Here is a 17,757-nt window from a genome sequence, read left to right on the forward strand (position 1 = left end):
TTGTCAGTTGCTGCCTGAGTTTTCGCCTGCAATCCAGAAGCAGCGTTGGCTTGCGAAACGGTCCTGGGCAAGAGAGGTCTTCAGGTAGGGCAACAGCGTGTGCAGCTCCGCTTTCAGCGTGTAGGGCGGGTTGACGATGATGAGACCGGATCCGGTCAGGCCGTCGTTTTCGCGGTCGCTTCTGACCGAAAGCTCCGCACAGAGGATTTTGGGAATCCCGTGGCCCTTGAGCGTCTCGTGAAAAGCCGCCACCGGCGCGCCCTTCTTGATCGGGTACCACAGGCAATATGTGCCTGTGGCGAAGCGGCGGACGGCCTTCGCCAGACCGTCGGCAAGCCGCTCGAATTCGCCTTCCTGCTCAAATGGCGGGTCCACCAGCACAATGCCGCGCCGTTCTTTCGGCGGCAGGTGGGCCGCGAGCGCCAGCCATCCGTCCAGCCTTGTGGTGCGTACCTGATGGTCGCCGGTAAAGCGCGCCTGCAGGGTCGCGAAGTCGGTTTCGTGCAATTCCATCAGCGACAGCCGGTCCTGCTTGCGCATCAGCACGCGCGCAAGTTTCGGTGAGCCGGGATAGGCGGTAATATCCGGCGTCCCGTTCATTGTGCGCACGGCATCGAGATAGGGTGCCAGGAGGGCCGCGATCTCATCGGGCATGTCTGCTTCAAGAAGGCGACCGATGCCGTTCTGCCACTCGCCGGTTTTCCGGGCTTCCTCGCTGGAAAGGTCGTACGCACCCGTACCGGCATGGGTGTCGAGAATGCGAAAAGCAGCGTCCTTGCGCTGGAAATAGATGATCAGCCGCGCAAACACGGCATGTTTGAGCACATCCGCAAAGTTTCCGGCATGATAGATGTGGCGATAGTTCATTGCGGCCCCGCATTGTGTTTGCCGGAGAAGTTATTATGAGTCTCAGACATGTTTTACAAGCGGGCCTCTTTGTAGGTTCAGGAATACTTCAAAGGGATTTTTCATGACGAAAGGGCAGAGCGACCGTATTTCCATGACCGGGAAGACGGTGCTGCACGATGGCTGGAGCCGGCTGGTCGATTACAGTTTCTCCTATACGTTCAGCGATGGAAAAGTGGTCGCGCGCAACTGGGAAGTCTGCGAACGGCCGGCTGCCTCCTCGGTCCTCGTTTTCGACCGCGATGCCCGGAAATTCGTTCTGGTCCGCCAGTTCCGTGTGCCGGTCTATGCCATGGGCGAGGGCGATGGCTTCTTTCTGGAAGCGGCTGCCGGCCTGATCGATGAAGGCGAAACGCCGGAACAGGCGGCGATCCGCGAGGCCCGCGAGGAGACCGGCTATAATGTCGAGAAGCTGATCCCCGTTCGCGCTATCGTTCCAGCGCCGGGTCTGATGACTGAAAAGGTGCACTGCTACGCCGCTGTTGTCGATGGCGCAATGCGTGTCGGCAGCGGTGGCGGCCTCGATGCGGAGCACGAGGATATCGAGTTGGTATTCCTGACATTCGACGCGGCCATGGCTATGGTCGAGAGCGGTGATATCTCGGACGCAAAAACGGTTGTGATGCTGCAATGGGCAGCGCTGAACCGCAGGGTTTTCGGTCTCTGATCAAAGTTTTTTACGTACCGTCACGACCTGGTGTCATAGACGATGCGATAGTGCTGCCCCAGAAGCGACCGAACAGTGAGCCGCAGGCCCGCACGCACCGTGATACTCAGGCTCAGTCGGAAAACTGCTCGGCCAGGATGCGTTCAGACCACGAGCGGTTCGGGTCCGACAGCACTTTCGCGCGGGCCTCGGGGTCCTGTTCAATGCGCACATGCAGCACGTGCTTGACTTCTGTATGATCGGCAAATGCGTTCACAAGGCGCTTTTCGGGCTCCAGCACTTCGATATCGACCACAGATCGGTTCGACAGAAGGGCGCCGCGCCAACGGCGCGGACGAAACGCACTGACCGGCGTGATGGCCAGCAGCGGGGCATCCAGCGGAATGATCGGCCCGTGAACCGAAAGGTTATAGGCCGTGGAACCGGCCGGTGTTGCCACCAGAATGCCGTCGCAGGCCAATTCCGGCAGGCGAACCCGGCCATCGACGCGAACCTGCAGCTTGGCCGCCTGGTGTGACTGGCGCAGCATCGAGACTTCATTGATGGCAAGGGCGATCGAGGAGGTGCCATCGGCATTGCGGGTCGTCATGCGCAACGGCCGCAATTCGTTCTTGTCTGCGGCCTGAAGGCGGGCGTGCAGGTTTTCGACCGAATACTCATTCATCAGAAAACCGACCGAGCCGCGGTTCATGCCGTAGACCGGGGTCTCCGAATTCATGGTCTCGTGAAGGGTCTGCAACATGAAGCCGTCGCCGCCGAGCGCGACGATAAAGTCGGCGTCCTCGGCCGCAACATCGCCATAGAGCCCGACAAGTTCGGCCTTTGCCTTCTTGGCGTCTTCGGCGTCTGAGGACAGGAAACACAGTGACGGCATTTTCTCGGGCATTGAGGTATTTCCGTTCGCAGGAAGAGAACTTTCGCCGCGCCAGATCACCCGAGCGGGCAATGTTTTGCAAGCCCCATGCGGCAATGATCTTGGAGGCGCGTGAGAAAATACCCGTAACATTATTGATTTTTTCGTTTTACAGCGAGTTCAAATCTGCTAGTGGGCATGCCCAATGCCCTTGTAGCTCAGTTGGTAGAGCACCTGATTTGTAATCAGGGGGTCGCGGGTTCGAATCCTGCCGGGGGCACCAAGTCGCTTTCAGGGTAATCGCTGCCGGCGTTTTAGAAACGTCTTTTCCGGCCGTTTGCCTTGGTGCCATTTTGTCCAGGCCCGGAAAAGCTTGTCAAAATGCCGAGGATATTGCATGAAGTCGCGCCCGGCCATGCCGGTCTGTGTGCGCATGAAACCCAACGGCTTTTAAAGCCGAGATGAAATGAAGGTATGGATATGCAGGTAACCGAAACGCTCGCCGAAGGGCTGAAGCGCGAAATCAAGATCACAGTTCCTGCGGACGATCTGAAGGCGCGGATGAACGAGCGCCTGGCGGAAGCCAAGGACAAGGTTCGCATCAACGGCTTTCGTCCCGGCAAAGTTCCGATGGCCCATCTCAAGAAGATGTACGGCAAGTCGATCATGGCCGAGCTGATCAACGAGACCCTGCAGGAAAAGCCGCAGGCCGTCATCACTGAGCGTGGCGAACGCGCCGCCGGTCAGCCGAAAATCGACATGACCGAGAACGAAGACGAAGCCAATCGCGTTCTTGACGGCGAGGCCGACTTCGAGTTCACCGTGGCCTATGAAATTCTGCCGAAATTCGAATTGCAGCCGACCGATGGCCTCAAGGTCGAGCGTCCGGTGGTCGAGATCGTCGACGAGGAAGTCGAAGAGCAGGTCAAGGCCGTAGCCGAAAACGCCCGCGAATACGAGACCAAGGATGGCGCTGCCGAAAACGGCGATCGCGTCACCATCGATTATGTTGGCACCATCGACGGCGAAGCCTTTGATGGCGGTACCGACACCGATTCACAGCTTGTGCTTGGCTCTGACCGCTTTATCCCCGGTTTCGAGGAACAGCTTGTCGGCGCCAAGGCTGGCGACGAAAAGCAGGTGAGGGTTACCTTCCCGGAAGAGTATCCGGCCGAGCATCTCGCCGGCAAGGAAGCCGTCTTCGCTGTTACAGTCAAGGAAGTCGCAAACGCCGGCGAACTGGAAATCAACGACGCACTGGCCGAAAAGCTGGGTCTGGAATCGGCCGAGCGTCTGCGTGGCCTCGTGCGCGAGCAGATCGAAGGCCAGTACAACCAGTACACCCGCCAGAAGGTCAAGCGTCAGATCCTCGACCAGCTCGATGAGCAGTATTCCTTCGAAGCGCCGGCTTCGCTCGTTGATGCCGAATTCGAAAACATCTGGCGTCAGGTCAGTGCCGATCTGGAGCGCAGCGGCAAGACCTTCGAAGATGAAGACACGACCGAGGAAGAGGCCCGCGCAGAATACCGCAAGCTGGCCGAACGCCGCGTCCGTCTTGGCCTCGTTCTCTCCGAGATCGGCGAGAAGGCTGGTGTAGAGGTTGGTGAAGACGAAATGCAGCGCGCGCTTTACGACCAGATGCGTCAGTATCCCGGTCAGGAGCAGGAAATCCTCAAATTCTTCCGCGAAACCCCCGGTGCTGCTGCTTCGCTGCGCGCGCCGATCTTCGAGGAAAAGGTTGTCGACCATCTTCTGGAGAACATCGACGTCACCGACGTTACCGTCTCCAAGGAAGAGCTGATGGCCGACGACGAGGACGAGGTTGCAGCCGCGACCAAGAAATCCGACGACAAGAAGGCCGCTCCGAAGAAAAAGGCTGCGCCGAAGAAAAAGGCGGCCGCCAAGACCGAGGATAAGGCTGAGGCCGCTGAAGAAGCGCCCGCTGCCGAAGCCGCCGAGGAAAAGCCTGCTGTAAAGAAGGCTGCTCCGAAGAAAAAGGCTGCGCCCAAGAAGAAGGCGCCTGCCCAGGCTGAAGACAAGACCGAGGAATAAATTCCTCATTCGCATCGAATGCAGAAGCCGTCCGGTTCATCGCCGGACGGTTTTTTTCGTTTCAGCGTATGGGTCCAATCCGCGCCAGCGCGAGGCTGGCGATCTTCAGCTGAATTTCTGCGCGGGCATCGGCATCTGCAACAAACCATGTGGCCGAAAGTCCGCCCCAGGCGGCGATCCAGCGCAATAGACGGTCATGATCGAGCCCGGCTCTTGCGGCGATCTGCGCAAGGCGCTGGTCAAAGCGATCGGGGTTGCGGGCAATGACAAGCGCCGTATCGCCAAGATCAGGATTGCAGAAGATATTGGCGAAGTCGAAAGTGCGTTCGCCCATAAGCCCTTTGGGGTCGATCGCCAGGAAACCGCGCTCTCCGAAATCCATAACATTGGCGTGGTGCAGATCGCCGTGAAGTGGCCTTATGTCCTGCTGGGTGGCAATGAGATCACTGGCGATTTCGGCGCATGACGGCAGAATGCCGCCAAAGGCAGCCGCCTTTGCAAGGAGTGCGGTAAAACGGGTCTCAAGCGGTATCAGCGTTGCAGGCGGCGGGTGAGGGCGTCCGCGGTGCAGTGCTTCCGCAACATCGCAGAGAATGCTGCAGGCGTCCGCATCACGTCCTGTCGCGCTCATGGTTATGAGAGAACCTGTGCCGGTCGCCCGTTCCATCAGCAATACGCCGTCATCGGCGGCGAGCACACGGGCGGCACCTTCGCCCGACCACCACGAGAGCAGAGCAGCTCCGGTCTTTTCTTCGTCGTTGGAAAAAAGCTTCAGCATAGCCGGCACGCCAGCGCGCCGTACCGGAAGCAACGCGCCTGTCGCCGTCACAATGGGGGCGCCATCCGCCTTAAGCTGAAAGCGGGCAAGCGCGGCGTCGAAGACGGCACCTGCCGGCGGTTCAGCGCCGGCAGACGGGTTTTGGCGTCGCATCTAGCTGTCGTCGGCGCTTTCCAGCATCTCCATCCGGTTGGAGGCGTCGAGGCCTGCAATCTTGTAGGCTTCGGCGAGCGTCGGATAGTTGAAGGTGTTTTCGACGAAATATTCGACGGTGCCTTTCAGGTTCAAAACAGCCTGGCCGATATGGATCAGCTCGGTCGAGCCTTCGCCGACAATATGGACGCCAAGCAGCCGATGGGTCTTCAGCGAGAAGATCATCTTCAATAGGCCGTTTTGCAGGCCCATGATGTGGCCGCGCGAGGTCTCGCGGAAGAAGGCGACACCGCATTCGTAGGGAATACCGCGCTCCTGGATTTCCTCTTCCGTCATGCCACAGGTCGACATTTCCGGAACGGCATAGATGCCATAGGGGAAGAACTGCGGCGGTTCCTGTGCTTCCGCGCCAACGGCGTGGCGGGCGGCGATACGGCCCTGTTCCATCGATGTGGAGGCAAGCGCGGGGAAGCCGATCACGTCGCCGGCGGCATAGATGTGCGGCACTTCGGTCTGGAAGGTGATCGGATCGACCTTCAGCCGGCCACGGTGGTCGGCCTTCAACCCGACGGCTTCGAGGTTGAGCGTGTCGGTGGCGCCCTGGCGGCCGGCGGCGAACAGAACCGATTCGGCCATCAGGACGCGTCCGTTCGAAAGTGTCACGCGGGCCTTGCCATTCGATGCTTTCTCGACCTTGTCGGCGCCTGCGCCGAACAGAAGCTTCACATTGCGGTCGCGCAGCTGTGCGGCGAAATTGTCGCGGATCTCGCGGTCGATGAAGTCGAGCATGGTGTCGCGCGGCTCGACCACGATCACCTGGGTATCGAGCGCCGAGAAGATGGTTGCGTATTCGATGCCGATGACGCCGGCGCCGACGACGATCATCGAGCGCGGGATTGAGGCGATGTTGAGCAGCTCGTCACTATCCATGACCGTCTGGCCGTCAAACGGAACGTCCGGCGGGCGATAGGGGCGGGTGCCTACGGAGACGAGAACGGATTTTGCGTGAACGCGCTGGATTTCGCCGGTGTCTTTTTCGATTTCGATCGTGTGGGGGTCGACGAAATGGGCAAAGCCGCGCACCTGATCGACGCGGTTGCGCTCGAACTGCCATTCCAGAACGTCGATTTCATAGTCGAGAGTCTTGATCATGCGGGCGCGCAGGTCGTCGGCGGTAATCTTGTGCTTCACCCTGTAGGAGCGACCGTAAAAGCCGCGTTCGCGCCAGCCGGTGAGGTTGAGCACGGTTTCACGCAAGGTTTTCGAGGGGATGGTGCCTGTGTGCACGGAGACGCCGCCCACCTGTGAGCCCTTGTCGATGACCAGTGCGGTTTTGCCGAGCTTGGCAGCCTGAACCGCGGCGCGACGGCCAGCGGGACCGCTGCCAATCACGACCAGATCGTAAGAATCCATAAAACTACCCCGATTTGGTTATTAAAAATTCGGATGTGAAAATCCCCAAGGCGATAACGACATACTTAGAGGTTTTGCGTTTGTGTGAAAACAGTTCCCTCGAACTCCCGGGCTGTCACGCGCGCGCTTTTGATGCCTAAACGTGCAATGTGATGGTTTCACTAAATACAGCCACAAGCTGTGCCTCATGTCCATCCCGGTTTCAGATGAGTTTCAATCCCTTGAAGCTGACATAGCCGTCTTTGCCGATGATGATGTGGTCATGCACCGTGATGCCGAGGGGTTTGGCACTGGAAATGATCATATGGGTCATGTCGATATCGGCGCGCGACGGCGTCGGGTCACCGGAGGGGTGATTGTGCACGAGAATGATCGCGGTTGCGGAGAGTTCGAGCGCCCGCTTGACCACCTCGCGTGGATAGACGGGCGTGTGGTCGACCGTTCCGATGCCCTGAATCTCGTCGGCGATCAGCTTGTTGCGCTTGTCGAGAAACAGGATGCGGAACTGCTCGCGGGTTTCGTGAGCCATGGCGGCGTTGCAGTAGTCGATGACCGACGACCATGATCCCAGAACCGGACGCTCTTTCAGGGTATTTTTCAGGCTTCGCTGAGCGAGGGCGGAGATGAGCTTCAGGTCGAAGGCCACGCTTTCGCCGATGCCGGAGACCTCCTGCAGCAGTTCAGCCTGGGCACCGAACACGCCGCCAAGCGAACCGAACCGGTCGATCAGCGCCTTGGCGATCGGTTTGGTGTCGCGCCGGGGGATCAGGCGGAACAACAGAAGTTCGAGGATTTCGTAGTCGGCCAGTGCGTTGGCACCGTTATCGCGAAAACGCGCACGGAGGCGGTCGCGATGCCCGTGCACATGGCTTGAGTCCTTGTCGCTGGTGGCCCCCTGACGCTTGCCATGCAAGGGCCTTTCCGGCGGCTGGTCGGCGAAGAAAGAGCGTTCATCGGCTCCTTCGTCTCCGAAACCGCCGGTTACTGGCTTGTCGCTCTGGTCTGTGCTTGGCGGCTTGGTCATGGGAACAGCGTCAGGCGTTGATATCCGGCAGGCCTGGCCGGTCATGGCCGCCGGGTGAAAGGGTGAAGACCTCGCAGCCATCTTTCGTGACACCGACGCAGTGTTCGTACTGCGCCGAAAGCGAGCGGTCGCGTGTCACCGCTGTCCAGCCGTCGTTCAGGACCTTCACATGCGGTTTGCCAATATTGAGCATGGGCTCGATGGTGAAAATCATGCCTTCTTTCAGCACGGGACCTTCATTGGCGTGGCCGTAGTGGAGAATGTTCGGCGTGTCGTGGAACAGCCTGCCGACACCGTGGCCGCAGAAGTCACGCACGACTGAGCAGCGTTCGCTTTCCGCATAGGTCTGGATTGCCTCTCCGATCGCGCCTGTGCGCGCGCCGGGCTTCACCGCAGCAATGCCTCGAAGCAGTGATTCGTAGGTGACTTCCATAAGCCGTTCCGCTGCGCGTTTGATCTCGCCAACAGGGTACATCCGGCTCAGAATCACCGTGCCATCCGTCCAGCACATAGGTGACATCGACATTGATGATATCGCCTTCCTTCAGAGGTTTTGAATTGGGCATGCCGTGGCAGACCACGTGGTTGATCGAGGTGCAGCTTGAAAATTTGTAGCCCCGATAGCCGAGCGTTGCCGGTACGACCCCGCGTTCCAGCCCGAATTCAAGCACGAACCGGTCAATCGCCTCGGTCGTGATGCCAGGCCGGATAATTTCGGCCAGTCCGTCGAGGCATGCCGCCGTGATCTGGCAGATCTGCCGCATCCTCTCGAATGACGCCGCGTCGTAGAGGCGTATCGTTCCGTCATTTTTCAGCGGCGCGCTGGCCGCATCAACATAAGTTACCATGATGCTTCACCGTTTGCGCGTCATCCGGGCGACGCGCTTACATGTATTCAACCGGCACTGTAGCATCTGCTGTGATGCTGTCACAGGCCACCTCGCATTTAATCGCATAAGCCTCCACACCGGCAGCCCGTGCAGCTCTGAACGCTCTATGATAGGCCGGGTCCAGATCGCAGGCGATCCTGAAGCGGTTGCAGTCGTTGCGCTGGATAACGTAGACCATGGCGGCACGTTTTCCCGCGGTGACCATGTCGGCAAGCTCTTCGAGATGCCGCGCGCCGCGCGTTGTCACCGAATCAGGAAATTCGGCGAGGCCGGGTGTCCGGATAAAGTGAACGTTTTTGACCTCGACATAAAGATCCGGGCGGCCTTCATCGCTCAGGAGAAGGTCTATGCGGCTCTGCCGTCCGTATTTTTGCTCTCGGCGTATGAGCGGATAACCCGCGAAATCGGAAATCAGGCCGGCGCGCAAGGCTTCTTCCGCGATTCGATTGGGAAGGCCGGTATTGACCCCGACCATGGTTCCATCGGCCTCGATCAGCTCGAAACGATGGGGATATTTGCGTTTGCCATCATTATTTCTGGAAAGCCAGATCCGCGAACCCGGTGTTGTCAGTCCGCGCATAGAGCCGGTGTTCGGACAGGAGCCGGTGATCAGCGTGCCGTCTTCCAGAGTGGCATCGAACAAAAAGCGTTTGTAGCGCCTTATAAGCCCGGCGGGTTCAAGGGGAGGGTCAAATTTCATGGCTTTGGTTTTAGGCACTTTGCGAGACGGTGCAAGCTGCTTTCGGTGGCCGTTGGCCCGCCAGAGGATATCGGACAAGTGTCAGTCGACCTTGCCAATATTTAACTTTAATTCGTAAATACGAATGTTAGAATATTAATTGAGTAGATCGCATAGCTTTGACCAGCGATCCAGGCAACGGACGGAAGGACAGAAAATGAACATCTTGGCAGGAGTTTTCGCAGGTGGTGTGATCGCGGCAGGCATCGGCGTTTCTGGTGCAACGGCCGCCACTACTCTGCCTGAAAGCGTGCAGGCCGCGCTGACACGTTCACTTGAGGACGAATACCATGCGGCGGCGTTCTACGATGCCGTTATCACCGCATATGGTCCGGTGCGGCCATTCGTGAACATCATTGCCGCCGAGCAGCAGCATGCTGATGCGATCATCAATCTGATGGCGGTATATGGCATGGCGGTGCCTGAAAACACTATGCTCGGCTCCGAAGCCGTTGCTGCTGCCGTTCCCGGCAGTCTGGCTGAGGCCTGTTCAATTGGCGTCGAGGCCGAACTCGAAAATCGATCACTTTATGACGGCGAACTTATTCCGGCTGTCAGTGCCTACCCGGATATCGTCAACATCATGGAAGCGCTTCGTGATGCTTCGGAGAATAATCATCTTCCCGCATTCGTGCGCTGTGCGGGGCGTTGACAGGGAGGTTTGAGGGGCGCGCTTGCGCAATCGGACCAAACCGTGCAGATTTCAGGCCGGATCTGAAGTTCCGGTGTCTCTGCAAGAGGCGCAAGGACAGTAAACGGGAGTTGAAATCTTGAAAGCGTGTCGCATCGTTCTGTTCATTGTGTTTGCTGCCTTTGCGTCAATCGGGCTTTCATCCTGTTCCACCACTTGCGGTGATCCCGATATTTGTGCCCAGCCGACGCCGGCCTATCAGCAGATTAGTGATGAGGATGTTACCGTGATGACTAAAAAGCTTGATGGGCTTGCCGGCGTGTCCAGCCCGCAGTGACATTGCGCATATGGCGGCAGATGTGAACCGCCAGGGCTATGTTATGTGCTTCTGTGGCAATGATGAAACAGGCTGTTAGCTTTTTTGCCCCAAAAATGACGCAAGTGCAGTTGATTCTTGCGCCGCGGGGTATTTTTCTGCTCTCGTTTCGATGATCCTGCTAATGTCCCGGGATCGTAGATTTTCGCATTCCAAGAGGAAGAAAATGGAAGAGTTCCACAAGGTCAGGCGACTGCCGCCGTATGTTTTCGAACAGGTCAACCGTTTGAAAGCGAGCGCGCGAGCGGCGGGCGCCGATATTATCGACCTTGGCATGGGCAATCCCGATCTTCCGACACCGCAATCTATCGTCGACAAGCTTTGCGAGGTCGTGCAGGATCCGCGCACTCACCGCTATTCGTCTTCCAAGGGGATTCCGGGTCTGAGACGCGCCCAGGCCGGTTACTATGCCCGTCGTTTCGGGGTGAAGCTCAATCCCGAGACGGAAATTGTCGCGACGCTCGGCTCCAAGGAGGGATTCGCCAACATGGCGCAGGCGATTACCGCGCCCGGCGATGTGATTCTCTGTCCGAACCCGACCTATCCGATCCATGCCTTCGGTTTCCTGATGGCCGGCGGCGTGATCCGTTCGATGTCGGTCGAGCCCGATGACAGTTTTTTTCCGCCGCTTGAGCGCGCGGTGAAACACTCGATCCCGAAGCCATTGGCGCTGGTGATCAACTATCCGTCCAACCCGACGGCGCATGTGGCAACGCTCGATTTCTACAAGGACGTGATCGCCTTCGCCAAAAAGCACGAGATCATCGTCTTGTCGGACCTTGCCTATTCGGAGATCTATTTCGACGGTGCGCCGCCGCCATCCGTTTTGCAGGTTCCTGGCGCAAAGGATGTCGCTGTCGAGTTCACGTCGATGTCGAAGACCTTCTCGATGCCGGGTTGGCGCATGGGCTTTGCTGTCGGCAATGAAAGGCTGATCTCGGCGCTGGCACGGGTGAAATCCTATCTCGACTACGGTGCTTTCACGCCGATCCAGGTGGCTGCAACTCACGCTCTCAACAGCGATGGCGCGGATATCGAGGAGGTGCGCTCCACCTATCATAAGCGGCGCGATGTGATGGTCGAGAGTTTTGGCAAAGCCGGCTGGGTGGTCACGCCGCCGGCGGCCACAATGTTTGCCTGGGCGAAAATACCCGAGCCGTTTGCTGCGCTCGGCTCGCTCGAATTCTCCAAGCTACTGGTCGAGAAGGCGGATGTCGCCGTCGCACCCGGCATCGGCTTTGGCGAACATGGTGATCAGTACGTCCGCATTGCGCTTGTTGAAAACGAACATCGCATTCGCCAGGCCGCGCGTAATCTGAAGCGCTTCTTCGCCTCTGCCGACGTGACGCCAGACAACATCATTGCCCTCAACGCCCATCGCTAGGCACGAATGTGGGCAGGGGGCTTTTGGTCTCCGGCCCGCTTCGCGAAATTTCCGCGGCCCGAATGTTTCATTTCACCGTGAAACAATCTAAATGAAGCGCGGGTGCGTGAAAGCGCCCCCGAAATTGAAATTCTGGGCCAGTAGGAATACCCCATGGCAGATGCCTTGAAAATCGGCGTCGCCGGTCTCGGGACCGTCGGCGCCTCGCTTGTGCGTATTATTCAGGATCGGCAGGAAAGTCTCGCCGTCGCCTGCGGACGTAGCATTGAGATTACCGCCGTTTCGGCGCGAAATCGAGACAAGGACCGCGGACTGGACCTTACCGGCCCCATCTGGTTCGACGATCCGGTGGAGATGGCGAAAGATGCCGATATCGAGGTTCTGGTCGAGCTGATCGGCGGGGCTGACGGCGCCGCGCGTGCGACTGTGGAAACAGCACTTGAGCGTGGACTGCATGTGGTGACGGCCAACAAGGCGCTGCTGGCGGAAAGCGGCGTGGAACTGGCGGCTGCAGCCGAATCGAAGGGTCTTCTGTTGAATTTCGAGGCCGCCGTTGCCGGTGGTATTCCAGTAATCAAGGCGATGCGTGAATCGCTGACAGGCAATACGATTTCCCGCGTCTACGGGATCATGAACGGCACCTGCAACTACATCCTGACCCGGATGGAGAAGGAGGGGCTATCCTTTGAGGACTGCCTGAAGGAGGCCCAGCGGCTGGGGTATGCCGAAGCCGATCCGACCTTCGATATCGAAGGCAATGATACGGCTCACAAGCTTGCCATCCTGACTGCACTGGCCTTTGGTTGCCAGATTTCCTGCGACGATATCTATCTCGAGGGTATCTCCAACATTACGCAGGAAGATATCCGTGCGGCGGCCGAACTCGGCTATCGTATCAAGCTTCTGGGTGTTGCACAGCGCACCGACGGCGGCATCGAACAGCGCGTTCACCCGACCATGGTGCCCCATGATACCGTCATTGCCCAGGTCGACGGCGTCACCAATGCAGTGGCAATTGAATCCGACATCCTCGGCGACTTGCTGATGGTTGGTCCTGGTGCCGGCGGCGACGCCACCGCCTCCGCCGTGCTGGGCGATATCGCCGATATTGCCAAGTCGCGTCCCGGCGTCCAGACGGTTGCCGCGCTCGGCCGCCCGGCAGCATCGCTTGAGCCCTACAAACGCGCGCGCATGCGCAGCCACGAGGGCGGCTATTTCATCCGCCTGCGCGTGGTCGACCGTATCGGCGTGATCGCCGCGATTGCCCGTAGGATGGCGGATAACCAGATCTCGCTTGAATCCATCGTTCAGCATTCTGCCAATGGCAGCGAAGGCGCCCCGACTAAAACCATTATCATGGTCACCCATGCCACGACCGAATTGTCTGTTCGCAACGCCGTGGCCGCCATGGAAAGCGATGGCTACATCGTCGGCAAGCCGCAGGTGATCCGAATCGAGAAGCCGTAACGACGGGTTCTCGATCGGTCTTCCGGGACCAATTGCTCTGTTTTCGATATTTTTTCGCTAAAAAATCGCGTAAATTTCTTCTAAACTCTACCTTGCATTTATTCATGTAGGGTTCATTCTGGGTTGCCTAATTGTCTCGGCGACAAAAGGTAACGCTTGGTGAGATTGTGGGAAGAAAAGTGAGATTTGATAGCTCTATCAGAGCCTATGGCGAGCCGGGCAAACGCGAACAGCAGCGGGTTCCTCATGGTCGCAAGAGGAACCTGGGACCGGTGGTCATCGTGCTCGCTGCGCTGATCTTCTGGGGCGGGTTAGCCGTTCTACTGTGGTATCTGATCTGAAAGCTGCCGGCTCCGCCTGATTGCCCGTCCGATTTCGGTCTTGCTGGCAGTGGTGCCGAGAAATCCTGCTTCTGCAGGCCGTTTTTTCGGCGGGCGGCAAACTTGATCATGACACCGATGCCCGAATGGCGCTAAACAGAGACCATGACACGCCCTCAGAGCATGATGCCAGATGACGGATAATCCAGATAGCCGCAGAGCAGTACGGCCTGCTTTTTGGGTGTAGAACGATCGGCGCGTGAGCTGCGTTGGGTGCCGCGACTCGGACCGGCCGGGGAGAACAGAGCCCTCGCCATCGCACAGGGGCACGGGATCCCGGAATTGATTGCGCGGGTTCTGGCTGGTCGCGATGTCCCTGTTGATGCGGCCGCCGAATTTCTTGACCCCAGCTTGCGCCGGCTTATGCCGGATCCGTTCACGCTGACAGATTGCGAAACCGCCACCGGGCGCCTGCTCGAAGCGGTCCGACGCGGTGAGAAGGTTGCGGTTTTCGGCGATTATGACGTTGACGGCGCCTGTTCCACCGCTTTGATGTACCGATTTTTGCGGGCTTTCGGGCTCGATGTGGAAATCTATATTCCCGATCGTATTTTCGAAGGTTATGGCCCCAACCCGCAGGCAATCGGTGCACTGATCGATTCCGGCGCCCGGTTGATCGTGACGGTCGACTGCGGCTCTACCAGCCACGATTCGCTTTCTGTTGCCCGGGCGCGCGGTGTCGACGTTATTGTCATCGATCACCACCAGGTCGGCGTTGATCTGCCGGAGTGCGCGGCGCTGGTCAATCCGAACAGAGAGGACGACCTTTCCGGACAAGGACATTTGTGCGCCGCCGGCGTGGTGTTTCTGGTTCTGGTTGCCACCTTGCGGGCGTTGCGGCAGTCCGGCGACATGCGTGCCGGCAAGGTCGACCTGTTGTCGTGGCTGGACATCGTTGCACTTGCGACGGTGTGCGACGTGGTGCCGTTGAAGGGCCTGAACCGCGCCTATGTCGTCAAGGGACTGATCGTGGCGCGGACGCTCTCCAATCCGGGACTTGCGGCGCTCTTCAAGCGTGCAGGGCTTTCCGGACCGGTCGCGCCCTATCATTTCGGCTTTCTGATCGGCCCGAGGATCAATGCCGGCGGGCGTATCGGAGACGCGGCGCTCGGTAGCCGGCTTCTGACGGAGGATGACGCGGCAAAAGCCGAGGAAATCGCCGAAAGGCTCGATCAGCTCAATCGCGAACGCCAGGCCATCGAAGCAGCCATGCTGGAAGAGGCGGAAGCCGATGCCGTGGCCGAATTCGGTACCGGTGCAGGTGTGGGTGTGATCGTCACCGCGCGCGAAGGCTGGCACCCGGGCATTGTCGGGCTTCTGGCCTCGCGCCTCAAGGACCGTTTCGCGCGTCCTGCTTTTGCGATTGCTTTTGACGCTAATGGCAAGGGCACCGGTTCCGGTCGCTCGATCGCCGGTTTCGATCTCGGGCGGATGGTCCGCGCGGCGGTGGATGAGGGCATTCTGGTCAAGGGTGGCGGACATGCCATGGCGGCAGGTCTGACGGTGCGTCGCGAGCGACTTTCCGCGCTCAGGGGCTTTTTCGAGGAGCGCGCGCGCGAAGCGGTTGAGGCACTTTCCGCTGATGCTGTGCTGAAGATCGACGGTGCGCTGAATGCCTCCGGCGCCACGCTGGACCTGATTGACCGGCTGGAGACCGCCGGCCCCTATGGCTCGGGCCACCCGGCGCCGGTCTTTGTCGTGCCAGACCATAAAGTGCGTGATGTTCGCACGCTCGGCGCCGGTGGCCATGTGAAAGTCACCCTTGAAAGCGCAGAAGGAAGTCGTCTGGACGCCATAGCGTTCAGGGCTGCCGACAAACCTCTTGGGGAGGCGCTTCTGTCAGCGCGCGGGCGCAGGCTCAGCGTGGCCGGTTCGATCGCGGGGGATCACTGGCAGGGTCGACGCCGGGTGCAGCTTCGCATCATCGATCTCGACGCAACCGCTTTAAGGTTGCGCTTGAGCAATCCCGGCAAGCCGGTAGTCTTTCCTTCGTCGGTCCTGATTGTCGCGGCTGTGTTTTGCTGATGCAAAGTACAGGAGCGCAACAGACCGAATGGCTGTGCAGGCTGGCCCGGAAGCCAACCATGCCGAAGGCTCTCTCTGATCAGTGTGTGGGGCAAAATTCCGCCGAAACCTGTTTGTTGGATGGGGAGGGGCATGCCGATGGATAAGGGTTGCTGCGGCGGGAAGAATTCTGTATGACGTTAACGTCATTATTATGACGTATATGTAATTATAGGTTCGACACAGGCGTGGCTGGGAGGAAGCGGCCCGCCCGTGCGCGCGAGAAGGAGGAGAACTGCGATGAAGATACTGGTGCCCGTCAAGCGGGTGATTGACTACAACGTCAAGGCACGGGTGAAACCCGATGGCTCCGGCGTTGATCTCGCCAATGTGAAAATGTCGATGAACCCTTTTGACGAGATCGCGCTGGAAGAGGCGATCAGGCAGAAGGAAAAAGGCGTTTGCAGTGAGGTTCTCGCGGTGTCCATCGGCGTCAAGCAGGCGCAGGAAACGCTGCGCACGGCGCTGGCCATGGGGGCCGATCGGGCGATCCTGATTGTCGCTGCCGAAACGGTGGAAACCGATATTGAACCGCTCGCCGTCGCCAAACTTTTGAAAGCGGTGATTTCTGAAGAGGAGCCCGGTCTGGTGATTGCCGGAAAGCAGGCGATCGACAATGACATGAATGCCACCGGCCAGATGCTGGCGGCCCTGCTTGACTGGCCGCAGGCCGCTTTCGCTTCCGAAGTTGTGATCACGGATGGCAAGGCGAAGGTCACGCGCGAGGTTGATGGCGGATTGCAGACCATTTCGGTCAACCTTCCGGCGGTGGTGACTGCCGATTTGCGGCTGAACGAGCCGCGTTACGCCTCGCTGCCCAATATTATGAAGGCCAAAAAGAAGCCGCTGGAGCAGAAAACACCGGAAGATTATGGTGTCGATATCAGCCCGCGTCTTGATGTGATTGCCACACGCGCCCCTGAGGAGCGCAAGGGCGGCGTCAAGGTTGCATCTGTTGATGAACTCATTGCAAAACTGAAAACGGAAGCGGGAGTTCTGTGATGGCGATACTCGTTCTTGCTGAAACCAATGGTAAAACCCTGGTGCGCGATGCAACGGCCAAAGCGGTCAATGCGGTGTCCGGTCTTGGTGACGTGACGCTGCTGTGCGCGGGCGCCGGGCTTGGCGCTGCCGCCGAAGAGGCGGCAATGATCGAGGGGGTTTCGAAAGTACTCGTGGCCGATCATGAGGCACTCGGTCATCGTCTCGCCGAAGCCACCGCCGACCTGATTGTTTCTCTCGGCGATGGCTTTGACATGATCGTCGCGCCGGCAACCAGTGATGCGAAAAACATCCTGCCACGGGTGGCGGCATTGCTTGATGTGATGATCATTTCCGACGTCAGTGCCATCGCCGACGCGTCGACATTCGAGCGGCCGGTCTATGCGGGTAATGCGATCCAGACGGTCAAAAGTCGAGATAGGATAAAAGTCCTGACGATCCGCACCTCCGGGTTTGAGGCGGCGGGCGATGGCACATCCGCGGCGGTTGAGGCTGTTTCCGTTGCTGCCGTCCCTGCGCCCTCCGAGTGGATCGAAGACAAGGTTGAGACCAGTGACCGGCCGGAGCTGACATCGGCGCGGGTTGTGGTCTCCGGTGGACGCGGCGTTGGCTCGGCGGCGCAATTCGAGGTGATCGAAAAGCTTGCCGGCAAGCTTGGTGCTGCGGTCGGCGCATCGCGGGCGGCGGTTGATTCCGGCTTTGCGCCGAATGACTGGCAGGTCGGGCAGACCGGCAAGGTGGTCGCACCGGACCTCTACATCGCCTGCGGCATTTCCGGCGCCATCCAGCATCTGGCGGGCATGAAGGATTCGAAGGTCATCGTCGCCATCAACAAGGATGAGGAGGCCCCGATCTTTCAGGTCGCCGATTACGGTCTTGTCGCCGATCTTTTCGATGCCGTTCCGGAACTGACCGACAAGCTCTGATCTGTTCTTGCATGTGCGCGAAGAGGCGGGCGGCTTATCAAGGCCGCCCGTT

At 59.0% G+C, this 17,757-nt stretch carries 16 protein-coding genes, 1 tRNA gene and 1 pseudogene; 11 read left to right on the top strand and 7 right to left on the bottom strand.

From position 1 onward, the window contains the following. Positions 1 to 3 precede the first annotated feature (3 nt). Positions 4 to 867 carry a 23S rRNA (adenine(2030)-N(6))-methyltransferase RlmJ gene (locus tag AC0L7L_RS06935; protein ID WP_272211087.1) on the bottom strand — a complete coding sequence of 288 codons (864 nt, stop codon included), beginning with the start codon at positions 865 to 867 and terminating at the stop codon, positions 4 to 6. A 103-nt stretch (positions 868 to 970) separates the two neighbouring features. Here AC0L7L_RS06935 and AC0L7L_RS06940 point away from each other — a divergent pair, with 103 nt between their 5' ends. Next, complete coding sequence (locus tag AC0L7L_RS06940; RefSeq protein ID WP_272211089.1) at positions 971 to 1,573, top strand: NUDIX domain-containing protein; 603 nt, start codon at positions 971 to 973, stop codon at positions 1,571 to 1,573. A gap of 112 nt (positions 1,574 to 1,685) precedes the next feature. On the opposite strand, the gene AC0L7L_RS06945 is transcribed toward AC0L7L_RS06940, so the two are convergent. Beyond that, positions 1,686 to 2,459 carry an NAD kinase gene (locus AC0L7L_RS06945; protein WP_272211091.1) on the bottom strand — a complete coding sequence of 258 codons (774 nt, stop codon included), beginning with the start codon at positions 2,457 to 2,459 and terminating at the stop codon, positions 1,686 to 1,688. A 174-nt stretch (positions 2,460 to 2,633) separates the two neighbouring features. Between AC0L7L_RS06945 and AC0L7L_RS06950 the strand changes: the two genes are divergently transcribed. Beyond that, a tRNA-Thr gene (locus AC0L7L_RS06950) sits at positions 2,634 to 2,709 on the top strand. Positions 2,710 to 2,906: 197 nt separating this feature from the next. Beyond that, on the top strand, positions 2,907 to 4,478 hold the full coding sequence (gene tig / locus AC0L7L_RS06955) for a trigger factor (protein WP_473513812.1): 1,572 nt from the start codon (positions 2,907 to 2,909) through the stop codon (positions 4,476 to 4,478). A gap of 61 nt (positions 4,479 to 4,539) precedes the next feature. Here tig and AC0L7L_RS06960 read toward each other — a convergent pair whose 3' ends face one another. The 5 genes and pseudogenes from AC0L7L_RS06960 to sfsA form a co-directional block, all read right to left on the bottom strand. Further along, entirely contained in the window at positions 4,540 to 5,409 is an 870-nt protein-coding gene (locus tag AC0L7L_RS06960; RefSeq protein ID WP_473513008.1) for an aminoglycoside phosphotransferase family protein, read from the bottom strand. After that, positions 5,410 to 6,822 carry a Si-specific NAD(P)(+) transhydrogenase gene (gene sthA, locus AC0L7L_RS06965; protein ID WP_272211094.1) on the bottom strand — a complete coding sequence of 471 codons (1,413 nt, stop codon included), beginning with the start codon at positions 6,820 to 6,822 and terminating at the stop codon, positions 5,410 to 5,412. Positions 6,823 to 7,024: 202 nt separating this feature from the next. Next, entirely contained in the window at positions 7,025 to 7,846 is an 822-nt protein-coding gene (gene radC / locus AC0L7L_RS06970) for a RadC family protein (RefSeq protein WP_473513011.1), read from the bottom strand. A 10-nt stretch (positions 7,847 to 7,856) separates the two neighbouring features. Then, positions 7,857 to 8,694 (bottom strand): annotated as a pseudogene (gene map, locus AC0L7L_RS06975) (type I methionyl aminopeptidase). Positions 8,695 to 8,731: 37 nt separating this feature from the next. Then, a complete protein-coding gene (sfsA, locus tag AC0L7L_RS06980; RefSeq protein ID WP_473513013.1) occupies positions 8,732 to 9,436 on the bottom strand; it encodes a DNA/RNA nuclease SfsA in 705 nt (234 codons plus the stop codon). A 196-nt stretch (positions 9,437 to 9,632) separates the two neighbouring features. Here sfsA and AC0L7L_RS06985 point away from each other — a divergent pair, with 196 nt between their 5' ends. The 8 genes from AC0L7L_RS06985 to AC0L7L_RS07020 all read left to right on the top strand — a co-directional run bounded on the left by AC0L7L_RS06985 (position 9,633) and on the right by AC0L7L_RS07020 (position 17,705). Next, positions 9,633 to 10,127: a ferritin-like domain-containing protein gene (locus AC0L7L_RS06985; protein WP_272211100.1), complete on the top strand. Its 495-nt coding sequence runs from the start codon at positions 9,633 to 9,635 to the stop codon at positions 10,125 to 10,127. Between the two features lie 118 nt (positions 10,128 to 10,245). Then, positions 10,246 to 10,443, top strand: a complete 198-nt coding sequence (locus AC0L7L_RS06990) for a hypothetical protein (protein WP_272211101.1) — start codon at positions 10,246 to 10,248, stop codon at positions 10,441 to 10,443. Positions 10,444 to 10,648: 205 nt separating this feature from the next. Then, entirely contained in the window at positions 10,649 to 11,866 is a 1,218-nt protein-coding gene (locus tag AC0L7L_RS06995) for an LL-diaminopimelate aminotransferase (RefSeq protein WP_473513017.1), read from the top strand. 153 nt (positions 11,867 to 12,019) lie between these two features. After that, positions 12,020 to 13,333 carry a homoserine dehydrogenase gene (locus AC0L7L_RS07000; RefSeq protein WP_473513019.1) on the top strand — a complete coding sequence of 438 codons (1,314 nt, stop codon included), beginning with the start codon at positions 12,020 to 12,022 and terminating at the stop codon, positions 13,331 to 13,333. A 179-nt stretch (positions 13,334 to 13,512) separates the two neighbouring features. Next, the gene (locus tag AC0L7L_RS07005) at positions 13,513 to 13,674 is read left to right on the top strand and encodes a hypothetical protein (RefSeq protein ID WP_272211104.1); all 162 of its coding nucleotides are present in this window, start codon (positions 13,513 to 13,515) and stop codon (positions 13,672 to 13,674) included. Positions 13,675 to 13,926: 252 nt separating this feature from the next. Next, on the top strand, positions 13,927 to 15,738 hold the full coding sequence (gene recJ, locus AC0L7L_RS07010) for a single-stranded-DNA-specific exonuclease RecJ (RefSeq protein WP_473513021.1): 1,812 nt from the start codon (positions 13,927 to 13,929) through the stop codon (positions 15,736 to 15,738). 279 nt (positions 15,739 to 16,017) lie between these two features. Further along, positions 16,018 to 16,779: an electron transfer flavoprotein subunit beta/FixA family protein gene (locus AC0L7L_RS07015; protein ID WP_473513023.1), complete on the top strand. Its 762-nt coding sequence runs from the start codon at positions 16,018 to 16,020 to the stop codon at positions 16,777 to 16,779. Continuing rightward, the gene (locus AC0L7L_RS07020) at positions 16,779 to 17,705 is read left to right on the top strand and encodes an electron transfer flavoprotein subunit alpha/FixB family protein (protein WP_473513025.1); all 927 of its coding nucleotides are present in this window, start codon (positions 16,779 to 16,781) and stop codon (positions 17,703 to 17,705) included. Before AC0L7L_RS07015 ends, AC0L7L_RS07020 begins: the two co-directional genes overlap by 1 nt. Positions 17,706 to 17,757 lie beyond the last annotated feature (52 nt).

The sequence above is a fragment of the Martelella sp. K41-7 genome, assembly GCF_055808365.1.